The organism is Pseudaeromonas sp. HNCC25DJ182, assembly GCF_055413365.1.
On record NZ_JBVAYG010000007.1, the window covers coordinates 142,287 to 160,204 of the forward strand.

At 53.1% G+C, this 17,918-nt stretch carries 18 protein-coding genes; 11 read left to right on the plus strand and 7 right to left on the minus strand.

Annotated features, from left to right (window positions below; translation table 11 throughout):
* Positions 1–6 precede the first annotated feature (6 nt).
* Entirely contained in the window at positions 7–3,234 is a 3,228-nt protein-coding gene (gene carB, locus ACZYUB_RS07980) for a carbamoyl-phosphate synthase large subunit (RefSeq protein ID WP_463946950.1), read from the plus strand.
* Positions 3,235–3,375: 141 nt separating this feature from the next.
* Here the strand turns inward: carB and ACZYUB_RS07985 are convergent, their stop codons facing one another.
* The gene (locus ACZYUB_RS07985; RefSeq protein WP_463946952.1) at positions 3,376–3,834 is read right to left on the minus strand and encodes an LEA/WHy family protein; all 459 of its coding nucleotides are present in this window, start codon (positions 3,832–3,834) and stop codon (positions 3,376–3,378) included.
* 280 nt (positions 3,835–4,114) lie between these two features.
* Between ACZYUB_RS07985 and putP the strand changes: the two genes are divergently transcribed.
* Together putP and glgC are read left to right on the plus strand one after the other, a co-directional pair.
* Positions 4,115–5,632, plus strand: coding sequence for a sodium/proline symporter PutP (putP, locus tag ACZYUB_RS07990; protein WP_463946954.1), 1,518 nt, complete (start codon positions 4,115–4,117; stop codon positions 5,630–5,632).
* Positions 5,633–5,901: 269 nt separating this feature from the next.
* Positions 5,902–7,143, plus strand: coding sequence for a glucose-1-phosphate adenylyltransferase (gene glgC / locus ACZYUB_RS07995; protein ID WP_463946955.1), 1,242 nt, complete (start codon positions 5,902–5,904; stop codon positions 7,141–7,143).
* A gap of 73 nt (positions 7,144–7,216) precedes the next feature.
* Here the strand turns inward: glgC and ACZYUB_RS08000 are convergent, their stop codons facing one another.
* Positions 7,217–7,753: a hypothetical protein gene (locus ACZYUB_RS08000; RefSeq protein ID WP_463946956.1), complete on the minus strand. Its 537-nt coding sequence runs from the start codon at positions 7,751–7,753 to the stop codon at positions 7,217–7,219.
* 650 nt (positions 7,754–8,403) lie between these two features.
* On the opposite strand from ACZYUB_RS08000, the gene ACZYUB_RS08005 reads away from it, so the two are divergent.
* Entirely contained in the window at positions 8,404–8,727 is a 324-nt protein-coding gene (locus ACZYUB_RS08005) for a DUF2845 domain-containing protein (RefSeq protein WP_463946958.1), read from the plus strand.
* A 62-nt stretch (positions 8,728–8,789) separates the two neighbouring features.
* On the opposite strand, the gene ACZYUB_RS08010 is transcribed toward ACZYUB_RS08005, so the two are convergent.
* On the minus strand, positions 8,790–8,999 hold the full coding sequence (locus ACZYUB_RS08010) for a DUF1107 family protein (RefSeq protein ID WP_463946960.1): 210 nt from the start codon (positions 8,997–8,999) through the stop codon (positions 8,790–8,792).
* A gap of 474 nt (positions 9,000–9,473) precedes the next feature.
* Between ACZYUB_RS08010 and ACZYUB_RS08015 the strand changes: the two genes are divergently transcribed.
* Positions 9,474–10,946, plus strand: coding sequence for an inorganic phosphate transporter (locus tag ACZYUB_RS08015; RefSeq protein ID WP_463946961.1), 1,473 nt, complete (start codon positions 9,474–9,476; stop codon positions 10,944–10,946).
* A gap of 80 nt (positions 10,947–11,026) precedes the next feature.
* On the opposite strand, the gene ACZYUB_RS08020 is transcribed toward ACZYUB_RS08015, so the two are convergent.
* The 3 genes from ACZYUB_RS08020 to ACZYUB_RS08030 form a co-directional block, all read right to left on the minus strand.
* A complete protein-coding gene (locus ACZYUB_RS08020) occupies positions 11,027–11,914 on the minus strand; it encodes a DMT family transporter (protein WP_463946962.1) in 888 nt (295 codons plus the stop codon).
* A 150-nt stretch (positions 11,915–12,064) separates the two neighbouring features.
* Complete coding sequence (locus ACZYUB_RS08025; RefSeq protein ID WP_463946964.1) at positions 12,065–12,487, minus strand: DoxX family protein; 423 nt, start codon at positions 12,485–12,487, stop codon at positions 12,065–12,067.
* A 48-nt stretch (positions 12,488–12,535) separates the two neighbouring features.
* A complete protein-coding gene (locus tag ACZYUB_RS08030) occupies positions 12,536–13,300 on the minus strand; it encodes a DODA-type extradiol aromatic ring-opening family dioxygenase (RefSeq protein ID WP_463946966.1) in 765 nt (254 codons plus the stop codon).
* A gap of 74 nt (positions 13,301–13,374) precedes the next feature.
* Between ACZYUB_RS08030 and ACZYUB_RS08035 the strand changes: the two genes are divergently transcribed.
* The 5 genes from ACZYUB_RS08035 to ACZYUB_RS08055 all read left to right on the plus strand — a co-directional run bounded on the left by ACZYUB_RS08035 (position 13,375) and on the right by ACZYUB_RS08055 (position 16,645).
* Complete coding sequence (locus ACZYUB_RS08035) at positions 13,375–14,304, plus strand: LysR family transcriptional regulator (protein ID WP_463946968.1); 930 nt, start codon at positions 13,375–13,377, stop codon at positions 14,302–14,304.
* A gap of 58 nt (positions 14,305–14,362) precedes the next feature.
* Complete coding sequence (locus tag ACZYUB_RS08040) at positions 14,363–14,917, plus strand: hypothetical protein (RefSeq protein ID WP_463946969.1); 555 nt, start codon at positions 14,363–14,365, stop codon at positions 14,915–14,917.
* 117 nt (positions 14,918–15,034) lie between these two features.
* Entirely contained in the window at positions 15,035–15,322 is a 288-nt protein-coding gene (gene rplY / locus ACZYUB_RS08045; protein ID WP_463946971.1) for a 50S ribosomal protein L25, read from the plus strand.
* 103 nt (positions 15,323–15,425) lie between these two features.
* On the plus strand, positions 15,426–16,262 hold the full coding sequence (locus ACZYUB_RS08050; protein WP_463946972.1) for a CvfB family protein: 837 nt from the start codon (positions 15,426–15,428) through the stop codon (positions 16,260–16,262).
* Between the two features lie 5 nt (positions 16,263–16,267).
* Positions 16,268–16,645 carry a DUF1289 domain-containing protein gene (locus tag ACZYUB_RS08055; protein WP_463946974.1) on the plus strand — a complete coding sequence of 126 codons (378 nt, stop codon included), beginning with the start codon at positions 16,268–16,270 and terminating at the stop codon, positions 16,643–16,645.
* Between the two features lie 11 nt (positions 16,646–16,656).
* Here the strand turns inward: ACZYUB_RS08055 and ACZYUB_RS08060 are convergent, their stop codons facing one another.
* On the minus strand, positions 16,657–16,974 hold the full coding sequence (locus tag ACZYUB_RS08060) for a DUF440 family protein (RefSeq protein WP_463946976.1): 318 nt from the start codon (positions 16,972–16,974) through the stop codon (positions 16,657–16,659).
* 336 nt (positions 16,975–17,310) lie between these two features.
* Between ACZYUB_RS08060 and ACZYUB_RS08065 the strand changes: the two genes are divergently transcribed.
* Complete coding sequence (locus tag ACZYUB_RS08065) at positions 17,311–17,511, plus strand: hypothetical protein (protein WP_463946977.1); 201 nt, start codon at positions 17,311–17,313, stop codon at positions 17,509–17,511.
* Positions 17,512–17,918 lie beyond the last annotated feature (407 nt).

Genomic DNA, 17,918 nt, shown 5'->3' on the forward strand with positions numbered 1-17,918 from the left:
AGAGTCATGCCAAAACGTACAGACCTTAAAAGCATCCTGATCCTGGGCGCAGGCCCAATCGTTATCGGTCAGGCTTGCGAATTTGACTACTCCGGCGCCCAAGCCTGTAAAGCCCTGCGTGAAGAGGGATACCGCGTCATCCTGGTGAACTCTAATCCAGCGACCATCATGACCGATCCGGAAATGGCCGATGCGACCTATATCGAGCCGATCACCTGGGAAGTGGTACGCAAAATCATTGAAAAAGAGCGCCCGGATGCGGTGCTGCCGACCATGGGCGGTCAAACGGCTCTGAACTGTGCTCTGGATCTGGAACGACATGGTGTGCTGGCTGAATTCGGTGTGCAGATGATCGGTGCTACTGCCGATGCCATCGATAAGGCCGAAGACCGTCGCCGTTTCGATGTCGCCATGCGCAGCATCGGTCTGGAGTGTCCCCGTGCCGGTATCGCCCATAACATGGACGAAGCCTGGGAAGTTCAGAAGAAGGTTGGGTTCCCCTGTATCATCCGTCCATCCTTCACCATGGGTGGTTCTGGCGGTGGTATCGCCTACAACCCGGAAGAGTTTGTCGAAATTTGCGAACGTGGTCTGGACTTGTCGCCGACCAAAGAGCTGCTGATCGACGAATCCCTGATTGGCTGGAAAGAGTACGAGATGGAAGTGGTGCGGGATCGTAACGATAACTGCATCATCGTCTGCTCCATTGAAAACTTCGATCCTATGGGTATCCACACCGGTGACTCCATCACAGTGGCTCCGGCCCAGACCCTGACCGACAAGGAATACCAGCTGATGCGTAACGCCTCCATGGCGGTACTGCGTGAAATCGGCGTGGAAACCGGTGGTTCCAACGTTCAGTTCGGTATCAATCCGAAGGATGGCCGTATGGTCATCATCGAAATGAATCCGCGGGTTTCGCGCTCCTCAGCGCTGGCCTCCAAGGCCACCGGTTTCCCGATCGCCAAGGTCGCAGCCAAACTGGCGATTGGTTACACCCTGGACGAGCTGATGAATGATATTACCGGTGGCAAGACACCGGCATCGTTCGAGCCCTCCATCGATTATGTGGTCACCAAGGTGCCACGTTTCAACTTCGAGAAATTTGCCGGCGCCAATGACCGTCTGACCACTCAGATGAAGTCAGTCGGTGAAGTGATGGCCATCGGTCGTAACTTCCAGGAGTCCTTGCACAAAGCGTTGCGTGGTCTGGAAACCGGTAAAACCGGATTCGACCCCATGGTGGACGCCAAGGATCCGGAGAGTTTCTCCCGCATCAGCCACGAGCTGCAAAACGCCGGTGCGGATCGGATTTGGTACATAGCCGATGCATTCCGGGCCGGACTTTCCGTGGAAGGTGTCTTCAAGCTGACCAAGATTGACCCCTGGTTCCTGGTGCAGATCGAAGAGATCGTCAAACTCGAAGAGAAGGTGATGGAAGGCGGCATGCTGTCGCTGACACCTGAATTCCTGCGTTCCCTCAAGCGCAAGGGTTTTGCCGATGCGCGTCTGGGCAAGTTGCTGGGCGTAGCGGAAGGCGAAGTGCGCAAGTTCCGTCATAAGCACAACATTCTGCCGGTCTACAAGCGTGTGGACACCTGTGCTGCCGAGTTTGCGACTAACACCGCCTACATGTACTCCACCTACGATGAAGAGTGCGAAGCCGCGCCGACCAATCGTGACAAGATCATGGTGCTTGGTGGTGGTCCGAACCGGATCGGTCAGGGTATCGAGTTTGACTATTGCTGTGTGCATGCGGCGCTGGCGCTGCGTGAAGATGGTTACGAGACCATCATGGTCAACTGCAACCCGGAAACCGTCTCCACCGATTACGACACCTCGGATCGTCTCTACTTCGAACCGGTGACTCTGGAAGATGTACTGGAGATTGTCCGTGTCGAACAGCCGAAGGGCGTGATCGTGCAGTACGGTGGCCAGACGCCGCTGAAGCTCTCGCGTGCGCTGGAAGCGGCGGGTGTGCCCATCATCGGCACCAGCCCGGATGCGATTGACCGTGCCGAAGACCGTGAGCGCTTCCAACAGGCCGTCGAACGTCTGGGCCTCAAGCAGCCAGAAAATGCCACCGTGACGGCCATCGAGCAAGCCGTGCAACTAGCAGCCAAGATCACCTATCCGCTGGTGGTGCGCCCCTCCTATGTGTTAGGCGGTCGCGCCATGGAAATCGTCTATGACGAGCAGGATCTGCGTCGTTACTTCAACGAAGCGGTGAGCGTCTCCAACGAATCTCCGGTTCTGCTGGATCGCTTCCTGGATGATGCAGTGGAGGTGGACGTCGATGCCATCTGCGACGGTGAGCAGGTCGTCATTGGCGGCATCATGGAGCACATCGAACAGTGTGGTATCCACTCCGGTGACTCAGGTTGTTCATTGCCGCCGTATACCCTGTCGGCTGACATGCAGGATCGCATCCGCGAGCAGGTGCGCAAGCTGGCGATGGAGCTGGGCGTTATCGGTCTGATGAACGTGCAGTTTGCCATCAAGGATGACGAGATCTACCTCATCGAGGTGAATCCACGTGCAGCCCGTACCGTGCCGTTTGTTTCCAAGGCGACCGGTGCCCCGCTGGCGAAGATTGCCGCTCGTGTGATGGCCGGTCAGTCTCTGGCTGCCCAAGGTTTCACCAAGGAGATCATCCCGCCGTTCTACTCCGTCAAGGAAGTGGTGCTGCCGTTCAACAAGTTCCCGGGCGTTGACCCGCTGCTGGGGCCAGAAATGCGCTCTACCGGTGAAGTGATGGGGGTCGGTGATACCTTTGCTGAAGCGTATGCCAAGTCCCAACTGGGTGCTAACAGTGCCATCCCGCGTTCGGGTCGTGTGTTGCTGTCGGTGCGCAACGGTGACAAGCAACGGGTGGTGGATCTGGCCTCCAAGCTGATTGAAGCCGGCTTCGAGCTGGATGCAACCCACGGTACGGCGGTTATTCTGGGCGAGGCGAGCATCAATCCGCGTCTGGTGAACAAGGTACACGAAGGTCGTCCGCACATCCTGGACCGCATCAAGAGCGGCGAGTACACCTATATCGTCAACACCGCCGAAGGGCGTCAGGCGATCCAGGACTCCAAGCAACTGCGCCGTGGTGCCTTGCAGCACAAGGTCTCCTACACCACCACGCTGAATGCCGCGTTTGCCTGCTGCATGGCGATGCCGGTGGATGAGACTGAAAGTGTTAGCTCAGTGCAGGAGTTGCATGCACGAGTGCTTGCCAGTCTGTAATTTCGGCTGCAACGTCAGTCGTTAAAAGAAAACCCCGGAGCCATCCGGGGTTTTTGTTTGTGGCTTCGAGTTATCCTATAGCGGGAATATTCGGTGCACTATCTATTATGCAAGTTAGTGTCGTCTGGGGCTTGTGGCGGGTTAGCGTGCTTTGAGAGTACCCTCTTTTTCGATGACCAGATCGGGCAGTAAGGCCGCTAGGTCCAAGCGCGCCTCAAGACGATAACGCAGTGTACTGATATCCCCTTGCTGCATCAGCTTTTGGGCCAGCCCCAAGGCGCCGAGCACATCAGGCGTTGCTGTCAGCGTGACATCGGCTTCTCCGTAGGCTGGCAGAGCCGGGAGCTTGCTGGCGACCCCGCTCACTAGAGGTTGCCCTTCCAGCGATAGTTGGTAACTGGCGCCGCGTAGGGCTAGCTCCTGATCATTGGGATTACTCAAATGCAGGTCGATAGCGAAGTTCGGGACTAGGCCCTTACTGGCTACTGGACGCACCGCAGTGACAGTCGCTATCGGCGGTTGTAACGTATCCAGGTTGGTGCAGGCGGCTATACACCCTGCGAATAAACAAACAAGTAACGGCAATACACGAGAACTCATGGTGTCTCCAGTCGCGGATGAGTGACAATGCACGGTGGCGTGCAGATGGCAGGCGAGTGCCTTGTGCCCAGAGTAGCATTCGCACCGCCGGCAAGTGAATGTGATTTATCATGGAGGCTAGTCAGTCCCGAACGATCAGATAAGAGCCGAGATTAGCGCGCCAAAAATTGATCGGCCGCAGGTAACATCCAGATTTAACTTGCATTTTTCGACAGTGACTTGCCTGTACTGATACGAGTCCGCAAAATCATTTTTTTGAATACACCAAGGCAGGAAGCCAATGAACTTTAGTAATCCCACCACTATCACTTTCATTATTTATATTCTGGCCATGATCGGCATCGGCTTTGCCGCGTGGCGTTATACGCGAAATTTATCTGACTATATCCTCGGTGGTCGCTCGTTGGGCAGTTTTGTCACTGCCATGAGTGCCGGGGCTTCGGATATGAGCGGCTGGTTATTGCTGGGCTTGCCGGGGGCTATTTTTGCCGCCGGTATTTCGGAAAGCTGGATTGCCATCGGTTTGATTCTGGGAGCCTGGTTCAACTGGCTGTTTATTGCCGGGCGCATCCGGGTGTATACCGAGATCAGCCATAATGCGCTGACACTCCCGGATTATTTTACCCATCGTTTTGAGGATCGCAGTCGCTTGCTACGCTTGCTGTCGGCGGTCATTATTTTACTGTTTTTCACCATCTATTGTGCTTCCGGTATGGTGGCCGGAGCCCGTTTGTTCGAGCAAACCTTTGGTCTGAGTTATGATATCGCGCTGTGGGCTGGAGCGGCTGCAACCATCATTTATGTGTTCGTCGGCGGTTTTCTGGCGGTGAGCTGGACAGATACCGTGCAAGCGACCCTGATGATCTTTGCCCTGTTGCTGACGCCAGTGATCGTGATGATGAAGTTAGGCAGCTTTGATGAAACCTTGGCGGTGATCGATAGCATCAATATCAATTACAGCAATATGTTCAGCGGTACTACCGGGATTGGCATCCTGTCGTTGATGGCCTGGGGCCTGGGCTATATGGGACAACCGCACATTCTGGCCCGCTTTATGGCGGCCAGTTCAGTGAAGGCCATCCCCAATGCACGCCGCATCGGTATGACCTGGATGATCTTGTGTCTAGGTGGCGCGGTCGCAGTGGGATTCTTCGGCATTGCCTATTTTGCCGCTCATCCGGAGCAGGCGACGCCGGTTGTCGAGAATCAGGAGCGCATCTTCATTACCCTGGCACAGGTGCTGTTCAATCCTTGGATTGCCGGGATCCTGCTCTCAGCCATTCTGGCGGCCATCATGAGTACACTGTCATGCCAGTTACTGGTATCTGCATCGGCACTCACCGAGGATTTCTATAAGGCGTTCTTGCGCCCGACGGCCTCACAACGCGAATTGGTCTGGTGTGGCCGCTTGATGGTGTTACTGGTTGCTGTCATTGCCCTCCTGATTGCCCGCAACCCGCAGAGCCAGGTTTTGGGGCTGGTTGGCTATGCCTGGGCTGGATTCGGTGCTGCGTTTGGTCCTGTGGTTCTGTTCTCGTTGTTGTGGCCGCGCATGACCCGCAATGGGGCCTTATTCGGTATGCTAGTGGGGGCTGTTACCGTGATCCTCTGGCGTAACGGAGGCTGGTGGGGCCTGTATGAAATGGTTCCAGGGTTCATTGGCGCTTCGCTGACGATTGTGACGGTGAGTCTGCTGGATAAGCAGCCATCAGCGACGATGCAACATGCTTATGCTCAGATGGAGGCCGAGCTTGAAGAAGATCAGGTGCTGCCTTTAGAAGAAGAGGTGGTGCGCTAACTCGAAATATCCCATATCGGGTAGCAAAAATGCTATGCGGCGACCTCTGTGTCGCCGCTGTTTTATCGGCCAAAAGACGGCAGCTAGGAGTGATTACTCTGACTCGCTGTAAAATAATGTAACGGCCATCACGGCAGATAAAAAATTCGATCCAGCAAGCAGAATTGTCTCTTCACCTTGGTAGACTCGAAAGTGGCCTGATAACGCTTTCAATCGGCCCGAATAGATGATAAATCAAATGAACAGTTTACTTTCGTGGGGAGCTCCAAATGTCTTATATCAATCCTGCATCCCGCAAGACCATTGCTATGGTTCTGGCGGGAGGAAAAGGGGAACGGCTCAGCCCGTTGACCTTGTCCCGGCCCAAGCCCGGTGTTGCATTTGGTGGTAAGTACAAGATTATTGATTTTGTGCTGAGTAATTTTTTCAACTCCAACATCAAGAATGTCTACATTCTGACCCAGTACAAATCCTACTTATTGAACAAGCATATCCGCGACTCGTGGGATAAATGGACCGGTTGGGATGAGCACTTCGAGGCGATTTCGCCGGAAACCAATAGCGATGGCGAAGAGTGGTTCAAGGGGACCGCTGATGCTATCGGCCACTATCTGCGTTTCATTGAAGATTCAGATGCCGATTATGTCGCTGTCTTCGGTGGCGATCATATCTACAAGATGGATATCCGCCAGATGATTGATTTTCACATCCAGCGTGGTGCCGACATTACCATAGCCGCATTGGAGGTCGCTCAGGCTGAGGCGCGGCGCTTTGGTGTCTTCGGGGTCGATGAAGAGGGTAAGGTGCTAGAGTTCGTAGAAAAACCATCTGAACCCAAGACAATTCCAGGTCGGGATACCTGTTTTGCCTCCATGGGCAATTACATATTCTCCCGAGAAAAACTGATCCATGTGATCAAAGAAGGGAAAAAGCGATATGCGGATCTGGATTTTGGAAAACACGTTATTCCAATGATGCTGGATGCCGGTGATCGGGTATTTGCGTATAACTTCAATGACAATATTATTCCAGATATGACGCCGGAAGAGAAAGGTTATTGGAAAGACGTTGGCACGTTGGACTCCTACTATGAAGCGAATATGGATCTGATTGCCGTGTCTCCCCAGCTTAATTTGTATAACTACAAATGGCCTATCCTGACTAAACCCAGCAATTTACCGCCAGCCAAGACGGTGTTCGATGATGATTCCCGGCGCGGCCAGAGTCTGGATTCTTATATTTGTGGTGGTTGCGTGATCAGCGGCGGAACGGTTCGCCGTTCTATCATGGGTCAACGCTGCCGCGTGAACAGCTTTAGCTTGGTAGAGGATTCGATTTTGCTCGAAGGCGCCAATATCGGCCGGAATGCCAAGATCCGTCGGGCCATCATCGACGAAGGGGTACATATCCCGGATGACAGCGTGATTGGTTATGACCATGACGCGGATCGACAAGCTGGTTATACAGTGACGGCACAAGGGATTGTGGTCGTGTCGAATTGCCGACGCTAATGCGGTATTGATGTTATGAATAGAGGCGCCCTGAAAGCGCCTCTTTTTATTATTGGACCCTCACCACGAAATGCTATGGGGTACGCAAGGGAATAAAACTGTAATTCGCTCGATATTCGGCTAGCTGTTGATCCCCATATTGTTGAATGCTATCGAGGATGGGCTTGATACGAGCCTGATCTTTTTTAACGATCCGGTCGCTGCTATTCAATGTAAAGCGATAAGGATGCTGATGTTCCGATTGGTATTCAATCTGGGTGCGGAGCTGGATACGAATGTCGTCACTCCACATGGCCGACTCGAATAATACCGGTGTGAATTGTTCCCCTTGTGCCGCCTTGGCCTGATCATTGATTTGTCGGATATTGTGTAATACCTGTTCGACAGCCGCCGCGTAAAGATGCGCAGGATCCGCGCTGATGCGTAGCAATTCGCCGTTATCGATGACCCGGCTGATAATCAGTTGGCTTGAGACTTGTTCGCTGTAGACGGTGCCGAGGCGTACTGCACCATCATTAACGGTGAGAGTATTGCTCTGCTGGAGCCAGTGACTGAAGGTTGGTAGACCCGCGACCATCACGGCAAACACAATGGCAAGCGCAATAATCAAGGCGCTCGAGAGCCTGTGTTTGCCAATATGCATGACGGGTAAATATTCAACCTGTGCCGAACCACTCGTCATTCCAGGATGATGGTCTCGAGGAATGTGGCTTCCCGTTTTTTCATGAGGCATTTTCACTATTCAAATTCCTTGTGGCAGCAATGTTCAGCCAGCGGGGTGACTTAACAATCTCCTGCTTGGGATCCTGGGCCAGGACTCGTCGAACGAAGCGTAGCATTCTGCGGTTAATTTAGCAGATGATGTTGTAATTCATAGAGTTGTTGCTCCCAAAGCCAGCTATCAGCTGATTCTGATTGTACAAGATGCCACCAGGTGGTACCGCACACGATGCAAGCTCTGATTTCGCCTTCAGCCTCGTCCAGAGTAAAACTGGCCCCGATCTGTTTACAGATCATGCGCAAATTATTTCTGAGTTGTTCTATGTTCATGATACACCTCTGACTGCTAGAAGGATGTTGCCAAGTGGTGCTTACATCATCTGTTGGTGTTAACGGCTTGCCTTTATATCGGCGTACTAGGGCGGTGGATGAGGGGGCGAGCATATTATTTCAGCTGCACATCGAGTGCGATGGTTTCTATATGAAGCTTATGGCAGTCTGTAGGGCGAGATAAAGTCGTTGAGCGAGAGGATGAATATGATGTTGCAACAACGAACTTGGCTTTCTGTGGTGATGGTTGTGTCGAGCTGGCTCATCTTAGCGCCAACGGCTCAAGCAGCGGTATTGCGTTGCAAAAGCTCAGTTCTGACTACGGGTGATAGCAGCGCCGAGGCGTTGATCAAATGTGGTAAACCATTATTGGTGGAACCTCTGACCCAAACGGCATTGAGTGAGGATGGGCAATTAACACAAGTCACAGCAGGTGAGCGCTGGACCTTTGATATGGGAAAAGGCATGTTCCTGCAGATTGTGACGGTGCAAAATGGCGTGATCCAAAAAATAGAAGACGGCCCTCGCAACTGAGCGGGGCCGTATTAAAACACAGGGTTTCTCAACAAGACGTGGACGAAGTGCCTGTTTTGGGCTTAAGGCCGAAACTGGCGAAGATCGCGAAGTTGACGGTTGATTTCGGCGACCGATTGCAAGGAACCATGGCCATGGTGGGGCTCGTAACAAACCACTCCGCCTTCAAAGCGGAATGGTCCTTGTTCGTCGATAAAAAATACGCCTTGGTGAAACGTCTTCACATAGCGTGCAATCTGTTTGGGATGAAACCACCGAAATATCTTGATCATGTCTCGCCACCTCTCCAGTTGTTCCAGGCGCTGCCATCCTAGGGGCTACTGATGGCAGATTTGTGTCAGCACTCGAAAACTCTTGTGACAGTGTTGACGATCGGTTTCATCAAGGAAGAAGGTGTTCGGGGTCTTGGCTGAGCTGAGTCATCGGCGGTTTTATGGTGCCGGGAATAGCATCATAATCGGGCATTGTCGCCCGCACGGGATGATCAGATAGTAACGATAGCGCATGGTCGATTTCCGATCCTATTGCCGGACCGAGCCGGGAGGCAGAAATCATCGACCACTTCTTGTGCATCGCGCATCATTGAATCGAGTGGCTGTTTATGTTCAGTTCAGCTTCATTTGACGGCAGCGCAAGCTTTTTTTTCGCCTTTTTTTGCGTTAAATGACCATATATCGTCTTCCGCACCACCATCTTTCTGTCATAATTCGCCGCGGTCAATTCCCGACTCTAACCGTCATATTATTATGTTAGATATGTTTACTGGCCTGAGTCCTGAACTCGGGATTAGCTTGTTTCTGGCTTTGGTGTTCGTGTTGGCCTATGAGTTTATCAATGGCTTCCACGATACAGCCAATGCGGTTGCTACTGTAATTTACACCAAAGCAATGCCGCCCCATATGGCTGTTGTGGCCTCCGGCATTTTCAACTTTGCCGGAGTCATGCTCGGTGGCTTGGGTGTTGCTTATGCGATTGTGCATTTGCTGCCCGTCGATTTACTGCTAAACGTTGCCTCGGCTCATGGTCTGATCATGGTGTTTTCACTGTTGGCTTCAGCCATTCTGTGGAATCTGGGAACTTGGTATCTGGGGTTACCCGCTTCGAGTTCACATACTCTGATCGGTGCCATCCTGGGGGTTGGTGCTGCCAATGCCTTTATTACGGATACACCGTTGAGCAGTGGTATCAATGTGCAAAAAGCCATTGATATCATGTTATCGCTGATCATCTCTCCCACCGTTGGTCTGCTGGTCGCCGGTTTATTGTTACTGCTGGCCAAGCGTGTGTGGCGCGACAGCAAGATCCACAAGACTCCGGAAGAGCGACAATTGGTGGATGGCAAAAAACACCCACCGTTCTGGACTCGTTTCACCCTGATCGCTTCGGCGATGGGAGTCAGCTTTGTCCATGGGTCCAATGATGGCCAGAAAGGTATCGGCATGATTATGCTGGTGCTGATCGGGGTCGTTCCTGGTCATTTTGTGGTGAATCTGGAAAGTACCGCCTATCAGGTGGCCCGGACCCGGGATGCCGCGCTGCATATGCAGACCTTCTATGAAAGCAATCAGGCGGAACTTTCTGAACTGATGTTGCTGGGTAAGGACGCCAACCACACGCTGCCCGCAATCTTCAAATGTGATACCCAGCAGACGATCGCGGCTATTCAGACCTTGGGTGCTCGTCTGGAAAATATCACCAACTACAACCAGTTGGATACCGAGGGGCGTCGTCAGGTTCGTCGCCTGTTGCTGTGTATTGATGATACGGCCAAAAAAGTCAGCAAGATGGATTCGATTTCCAGCAAGGAAAAAGATGACCTGAACAAGTTGCGCAAAGATCTGACTGCGACTACTGAGTATGCTCCGACGTGGGTCATCGTCGCGGTTGCCATGGCTTTGGGTGTTGGCACCATGATTGGCTGGAAGCGGATCGTGTTAACCGTTGGTGAGAAGATTGGTCAAAAAGGCATGACCTATTCACAAGGGATGGCGGCCCAGATCACGGCAGCTGCCGCGATTGGTATCGCCAGTGTGACGGGAATGCCAGTGTCTACCACTCATGTCCTCTCTTCGGCGGTGGCGGGTACCATGGTGGCCAACCGTTCAGGTTTGCAGTCGGGTACGGTCAAGAACATTCTGCTGGCCTGGGTTTTGACGCTGCCTGCGACCATTATGCTCTCTGGTGGTATGTTCTATCTGCTGAGCCGATTTATGGGCTGAGACGGATGTTGACTTGTTGATGTTAAAAACCCCCGATTATCGGGGGTTTTTGTTTTTGTGACGGAATGAGATGCTGTGCCTTAATGTCGACGCTTACCCACTTGCCAGATCCCGGTCAGCACCAGAATAACACCGCACCATTGCAACGGAGATAACCACTCATCTAGCAACTGCATGCTCATAATAATGGTGAGCACAGGTCCCAGGCTGCCGATGATGGCTGTATTGCCAGCACCAATCCGTACCATAGCCGCGGAAAGTGCGTACAGCGGCAAGACGGTTGAGAACAGGGCCATGGCCAATCCGTAACCCCACACCGGCAGGGGCTGAGTCAGTAGTACGTGTGGTGAATGAGTTACCGCAAAATGCAGAAACATAGCAATCGCAGAGACGCCGAGAGCTAGCTCAGTAAAGCGCATGCTGCCGACGCGGTGAATGACCGACGGACTCCACGTCAGATAGAGAGCATAGGTCAGGGTGCTGGCGGCAATCAGCAACACGCCTTGCCATTGCGCTTCAGCGGTTTGCAGATCAGGGATCAACACCAGTGCCATGCCACTGTAGCAGAGCAGCAATGCTTTACAGGTTGTCCGGGAGATAGGACTACGTGTCAGCAAGGCACTGAATAACACCGTCAAGGTCGGATACAGACAGAGGATCATGCGTTCGACACTGGCGCTGACGGTTTCCAGTCCCAGAAAATCCAGCAGGCTGGAGAGATAATAGCCGAGCAATCCCAACATGATCAGCCAGCCCTTATCTTGACGAGATAGCGGGCGGACATCCTCTGCCTGGAAGATACGGAACATGAGCAAGAGGGGCAGCACCAGCAATAGGCGCAGAGTGACCATGGTGACGCCATCCACGCCATAGCGGTAAGCCAGCTTGGCAAAGATAGCTTTGGCGGCAAAACCACAGGCGGCCAGGGTGGCCAGTAGCAACCCCAAGTGATAAGAGCTTAAACGCAATAACAGACCCTCAACAGATTCAGGTGCCGCCAGCATGGGCTAGATAAGGGGCGAGGGTCAAGGTTACTCGTCAGAGTGTTGTTCGAGGGGCTTTGGATTGAATTGCGGACTGATCGCCTCTTCAGCCATCAGCCCGCTGTCGTGATGTGATTATCGAGCGCGCCCAATTCGACGCAGATCCCAGCTTGGGGACAGCGCAAACTTGCCATCACCCAGCAAGATCAAGACGATCTGTGCCAGGGCAAGAAATGCTGGGTATTCCCAACCGCCATTGGGGTTGCTAAATCCCCAGCCGTTGCCGGAATGGACCACCCAGGCACCCAGCAGGACCGGTAGTTGTAGCACGGCAATCCAGCGCGTTTGCACACCCAGTAACAACAAGAGACCACCGCCCAGTTCTGCGGCCATGGTCAGCCAGGCGAACGCGGCCGGAATACCCAGCGAGGCGAAGAAGCCCACGGTTCCGGCGGGTGTGAAGACCAGAACTTTCATCAAACCATGGGCGATAAACATGATGCCCAGAGTGAGGCGAAGCAAGAGCGCAGCGTAAGGGGCAGTTCGAATATCAATCATCGATAGTTCCTTAATAATGAGATCAGATAGTGGATGCCAGTCGGTTGACTAGCCAAATTGCACTGAACGGTGAGAAAAAGATCCGAATTCAAATCCCGTGATAGGAAAACTCACCGGATCTGTGTCGGTACTGGCGCCCATGGCTACGAACAGCGGTACCAGATGTTCTGGCGTCGGTACCGATTGTTGTACACCGGGAGCCAATCGCTGGTAGTCGAGCAGGGATTGCAGATCCCGCGCTTGCAGGTGAGCGGCAATCCAGTCATCAAATGCCGCAGCCCAGGGAGCTATGATGCCGTCGTCTGTCCACTGGCGCAGGTTGTGCGTCAGATAACCACTGGTCAGGATCAGGATCCCTTCATCGCGCAGTGGGGCCAGGGTTTGGCCCAGCTCTAGTAGCGTCTTGGGATTGTCGCCAGGCAAAGAGAGCTGCAGTACTGGAATATTGGCCTCCGGGTACATTCCGAGCAGTGGCACCCAGACGCCATGGTCAAATCCACGTTCTGGTTGTTCCTGATAGGCAACCACCTCCGTTTGCAATAACTGGCGTACCTGGGCGGCAAGCTCGGTCGCCGGTGGCGTTGGATAGCTGAGTTGATAATACTGGCTCGGAAAACCGTAAAAATCGTAAATCAACGGTGTCGGTTGACTTGCTCCTATGGCCAGGGGCCGACTTTGCCAGTGGGCTGAAATCACCAGGATCCCGTTTGGGCGCGGCAACTCCTGACCCCAGCGGGTCAATTGTTGCATCCGATGCGCTAAATCCAGCATCAATGGATTGCCATGAGCGACGAACAACACCGGCATCCGCATATTATGTCTCCATTGGGTATTGAATGATTGAGTGCCATAATAAGGTTTACAAAAATGCGCGGAAGTACATAAAAATGGCACTTAGTGTTGATAAATCGGAAACCATTTCCGGGCCGGTGGATGACTTACGTGCCTTTTGCCGAGTGGTTGAATTGGGCTCGATCTCGGCGGCGGCACGTATGCAGGGCGAGACCAAGGGGAGCATCAGTCGGCGTGTTTCACGCCTGGAATTGCAATTGGGGATCCAGCTACTGGCGCGTCATCCCCGCTCCGTGGTGCCGACGACAGAAGGCATGCAGTTTTTTTCCAAGGTTCGGGCGGGTTTACTCCTGCTGGAGGAGGGGGCAGAGCTGGCTCGGGAATCGAAAAATGAACCCCGTGGCCTGCTCAGGATCACGGCTCCTATCGATTTGGCGCAAGAGTGGTTGTCGCCTCTGCTGGTCGAATTTCAATCACTCCATCCCCGATTAACCATTGAATTATTGAGTGCCGATGAACGCCTCGACTTGGTGGCCCACCAGATTGATGTCGCGATGCGAGCTACCGGCGCAGGCGGTTTGCCGGATATGGGCTACAGCGCCCGGCGGCTTACCGATTTACGCTTTGGTTTTTTTGCCACACCGGCATATCTGGCCAAAGCGGGTGTGCCGAGAGCTCCAGAGGCACTGCTGGAACAGGCGTTGATTCTGCGAACTTCCATACACCACAAGTTGAGCCTGTTTTGCGATGATCCTGAACAAGCACCGGTCACGCTGATGTTAACTCCGCGCTTTAGTTCGAATAGCTTTGCTACCGTACTGCGTTTGACGCTGGCGGGGGCAGGTATCGGTTTTATGCCCAGTTTGATTGCTCAGGCTGCTCGGCAGCGCGGTGAGCTAATGCCGGTATTGGCGGATTGGCAAGGCGAGCGAAGTGACTTATTCATGATCACCTTGGGCGGCCAACGAGCCCCGGCAAAGGTCGTGGCATTCAAGCAATTTATCCAGGAAAAAATAGGCTCATAGTCGGAGGTTCTGCCATGCTGGATACAGAAGCCAGCCTACGACGGGGAGGGATATGGCGATGATGGCATTGGTTTTTTCAGTCTGGATCAGCGCGCAGGATGTCCGTCCGCAGGCCGAGGAGAGTTGGGTCACCTTGCCGGTTGGTCAGGTGAACTACAGGCCACAACCACAAGCCTTGCAACTGTCTCGGGATGGTTCGACATATGTCGCACAACGTGTTGAACGCGGTGAAAAGGGATGGCGAGCCTTGTTTCATGTCCGGGCAACGGCACCTGCACAGATTTATCTGGATGAGAGTATTCCCCCTGATGCCATATCCACCGACCAGCCCCTTGGAGTATTGGTGTGTCATCGTGTGATGCGGCCGGGTGAAACACTGTGGCATGTTGGTCAGCAGCTAGCTGGTAGTGGTGATCCCTATCTGTTTGTGTTGGCATTATTCGCCGCCAACCGGGAGCTTCTGGACAACAACCCTGATGAGTTACGGATTGGTGATGAGTTGCGTTGCCCCGGAGCTCAGGAGTTTGCTTTTTTTGATCAGATGCCCGAAATCGAACGTCGAGCCACCTATAAACGCCTGCTCGCTTACGGTGAGCGCCTGAAGCGCAATTGATGAATGCCTTGTTTCTGCGACACGCCAATGCTAATATCCGCAGCCGTTTTACCCGAGGCAGCTGGACGGTCGCATCTGGTTGCCAACCATTCATCTATTGAAATAGTGAGATTAACCATGGCTTATTCATTTGAAGCTCAATTACGTTCCGACCTGGGGAAAGGTGCGAGCCGCCGCCTGCGTCGTGACGAGAAGATCCCGGCTGTTGTATACGGTGCCGGTCAAGACGCCGTTTCTGTGACTGTTGACTTCAACAAGATCACCGTTGCTCAAGCATTTGACTCTTTCTACAGCGAAACCATTACTCTGGTTATCGATGGCAAAGAAGTTGCTGTGAAAGTTGCCGCTGTTCAGCGTCATCCGGTCAAGCCGAAGATTGTCCACCTGGACTTCGTTCGCGTCTAAGCCTCTGGCTTGGCAAAAGGGCGCTCATCGAGCGCCTTTTTTGTTGCCTTCTTGCTAGCCTTGTTTCACCCTGCTTTTCGAGCCCCACACAGAGCATATTCCCATGATTAGACTAGGTTCCATGAACGCCCTGACTCTCCTGCGCCGTGATGATAAAGGGGGTTGGCTGGATGCTGAAGACTTTGGTGAAGTATTGCTGCCGATGCGACAACTGCCCCGCGATGCCAAGCCGGGTAGCGCCGTCAAAGTCTTTGTCTATTTGGATGGGGATGAAGAGCTGGTTGTCACTGGATTCAAGCCTTACGCCCAAGTGGGGGAATTTGTCGGGTTGAAAGTGGTGAGCGCTAGCCGCGTAGGTGCTTTCCTGGACTGGGGGCTAAAGAAGGATCTCTTTGTGCCGGCTCGAGAGCAAGCCCAAGCCATGCAGGTGGATAAACACTATGTTGTCTATCTGTATCTGGACCGGGAAGGTCGGGTCGCTGCGACCAGTAAGCTGGATCGCTTCCTGGACGAAGGCTGGCCAGAATACAAGCCGGGTGACGCTGTCTCTATACTACCCTGCGAACATACGCCGCTCGGGATCAAGGCGGTGGTGGATAGCCGATATTGGGGAGTCCTGTACCGCAATGAGCTATTTGGCAAGGTCACGACTGGTCGAGAGATCCGCGGTTATATCAAGCAAGTCCGTGAAGATGGCAAGATCGATTTGACATTGAACCAGCCCGGCCAGGCGGGCACGCAATCGGCGGCTGAGAAGATCATGGCTCGTTTACAGAAGCAGGATGGTTTTTTGCCGGTCGGTGACAAGAGCAGCCCAGAAGTGATCTACCAACTCTTTACCATGAGTAAGGGGACATTCAAAAAAGCAATCGGCGCCCTGTATAAGCAGGGTCAGATCCGGATTGAGGATGACGGCATTCGTCTGGTTAAGAGCGAATAAGGGCCTTGGTTAAATCTCCCTGTTGTGGCGAATGCCGCGTTGAATCTGGCCTCTGTCGTGGTTGTCTGCGGACTCTGGATGAGATTAGTCGTTGGACGACCATGGATGAGCAGGAACAGTTGGCACTGCTAGCCGAGTTACCACAACGAGCTACCAGGCATTCGCAACCCGGTGATGTTCAAGGCTGGGCACCGGATGATAAAACCAATCCGGTGAATGCCACCTGCCCGCAGTGTGGTGAACCTTCGGGCTGTGCCGTCGTAGAAGGCAAGGCTGCAGAAACATGTTGGTGTATGCAGATGCCTAAGGTCGAGATTAATCTGCCACAAACCAGTTGTTGGTGTGCCCGCTGTCTTGTACACCAGCGACCCCGTAACCAGTGACGGGGCAACCCTTAACTGGCCGGTTTCCAGCGAATATGTCCGCGATCTAGCTCACCGGTGACGGGCAGAATGATTTTGGCGTAGATCACGCTGAACTCATCTTGATGATCGAGTAATCCCACCCATATCTCTACCCACTCGGACGCTGAAAAAAATCCTATCTCGTTGCTCCAGTCCGCAGACGGTGAACAACTTTCTACTGCGCCCCGTGTTTCAAACTCCAATGTAATGTCGACGATGTCTTCGGCTGGCAACTGTTCTGCTGCATGGGTTAAAAACAACTCATAGCCCAGCTCCAGAAGCTGATCAGGGGATAGGGGAATAGTCATGATGGCTCCGTGAGGGAAAGTCATGGTATTAAACCAGCTCTTAGCTATTCGCGCATCCGTGTTAAGCAAGTCCGATTGGGGCAAGAAAATTTTTGAGGGCTATGTTCTGAACGAATACGCTTTCACCTCCTGATTCAGGCTTGCAAGTAGTGGTATGCGCTGAACTTGTGCACTATCTTGGTGGATTAATGCACCATGAGAATGCAAGGTTTCATAATGGGAAACAATTGGGGCTGGCTTAACTGCTGGGGCTTGTTAAAATGGCGGCGCGAATTATTAAGTCTTCAGATATGTTATCTAAGGCTGGTTTTGTTAACACATGAAAGGACAACGCGAATGAAGAACGCACTGATTCTGGCGGGTATGGTTGTTGTAGCTCTGACTGGTTGTGGCGAGAAGAAAGCTGAAGAGGCTGCTCCGGCTCCTGCCGCCTCTGCTGCTGTTGCTACTGCTCCAGCCGCATCCGCTGCCGTATCTGCCGCGGCACCAACTGTTTCTGCTGCCGCTGCTACCTCGGCCGCTGCTGAAACTAAGTAAGCCTTATTGTAGGCTTGGAAACGCCGCCCCTGTTGGGCGGCTTTTTTGTGGGCAGGTAAAAATCCTGAATAGATGGCAGTGGATGCCGTCCGTCGAGCAATCCGGCACGTTGCGTTTGTCATGCTAAAAGTCATGCCAACCATAGTTTTATATTCTAACTGGTTGCCAATTGGTCGGGATTTATCTCTGCCTGAACAAATAACCATCAGCTTTGGCTATTGTTTGCGCGATCGGATGTGGATCACAAAAAAGTGCTTGTCGCGAGGTGGATTCTCCCTATAATGCGACCCCACAGACACGGCGGGTTCGCCGGTCAACAGAAATAAACCAACGACCAAGCGTCAGCGGTAAGCTCTTTAACAATCAAATCAAGCAATCTGTGTGGGCACTTGCAGGAATTGGATGTC

What these genes read in the sequence shown, in the direction of transcription:
- rplY (WP_463946971.1), top strand. Translation starts at nt 15,035, where the DNA reads ATGGCTTATTCATTTGAAGCTCAATTACGTTCCGACCTGGGGAAAGGT.
- ACZYUB_RS08065 (WP_463946977.1), top strand. Translation starts at nt 17,311, where the DNA reads ATGAAGAACGCACTGATTCTGGCGGGTATGGTTGTTGTAGCTCTGACT.
- ACZYUB_RS08040 (WP_463946969.1), top strand. Translation starts at nt 14,363, where the DNA reads ATGATGGCATTGGTTTTTTCAGTCTGGATCAGCGCGCAGGATGTCCGT.
- putP (WP_463946954.1), top strand. Translation starts at nt 4,115, where the DNA reads ATGAACTTTAGTAATCCCACCACTATCACTTTCATTATTTATATTCTG.
- ACZYUB_RS08005 (WP_463946958.1), top strand. Translation starts at nt 8,404, where the DNA reads ATGTTGCAACAACGAACTTGGCTTTCTGTGGTGATGGTTGTGTCGAGC.
- ACZYUB_RS07985 (WP_463946952.1), bottom strand. Translation starts at nt 3,834, where the DNA reads ATGAGTTCTCGTGTATTGCCGTTACTTGTTTGTTTATTCGCAGGGTGT.
- glgC (WP_463946955.1), top strand. Translation starts at nt 5,902, where the DNA reads ATGTCTTATATCAATCCTGCATCCCGCAAGACCATTGCTATGGTTCTG.
- carB (WP_463946950.1), top strand. Translation starts at nt 7, where the DNA reads ATGCCAAAACGTACAGACCTTAAAAGCATCCTGATCCTGGGCGCAGGC.
- ACZYUB_RS08060 (WP_463946976.1), bottom strand. Translation starts at nt 16,974, where the DNA reads ATGACTATTCCCCTATCCCCTGATCAGCTTCTGGAGCTGGGCTATGAG.
- ACZYUB_RS08050 (WP_463946972.1), top strand. Translation starts at nt 15,426, where the DNA reads ATGATTAGACTAGGTTCCATGAACGCCCTGACTCTCCTGCGCCGTGAT.
- ACZYUB_RS08025 (WP_463946964.1), bottom strand. Translation starts at nt 12,487, where the DNA reads ATGATTGATATTCGAACTGCCCCTTACGCTGCGCTCTTGCTTCGCCTC.
- ACZYUB_RS08035 (WP_463946968.1), top strand. Translation starts at nt 13,375, where the DNA reads ATGGCACTTAGTGTTGATAAATCGGAAACCATTTCCGGGCCGGTGGAT.
- ACZYUB_RS08010 (WP_463946960.1), bottom strand. Translation starts at nt 8,999, where the DNA reads ATGATCAAGATATTTCGGTGGTTTCATCCCAAACAGATTGCACGCTAT.
- ACZYUB_RS08015 (WP_463946961.1), top strand. Translation starts at nt 9,474, where the DNA reads ATGTTAGATATGTTTACTGGCCTGAGTCCTGAACTCGGGATTAGCTTG.
- ACZYUB_RS08030 (WP_463946966.1), bottom strand. Translation starts at nt 13,300, where the DNA reads ATGCGGATGCCGGTGTTGTTCGTCGCTCATGGCAATCCATTGATGCTG.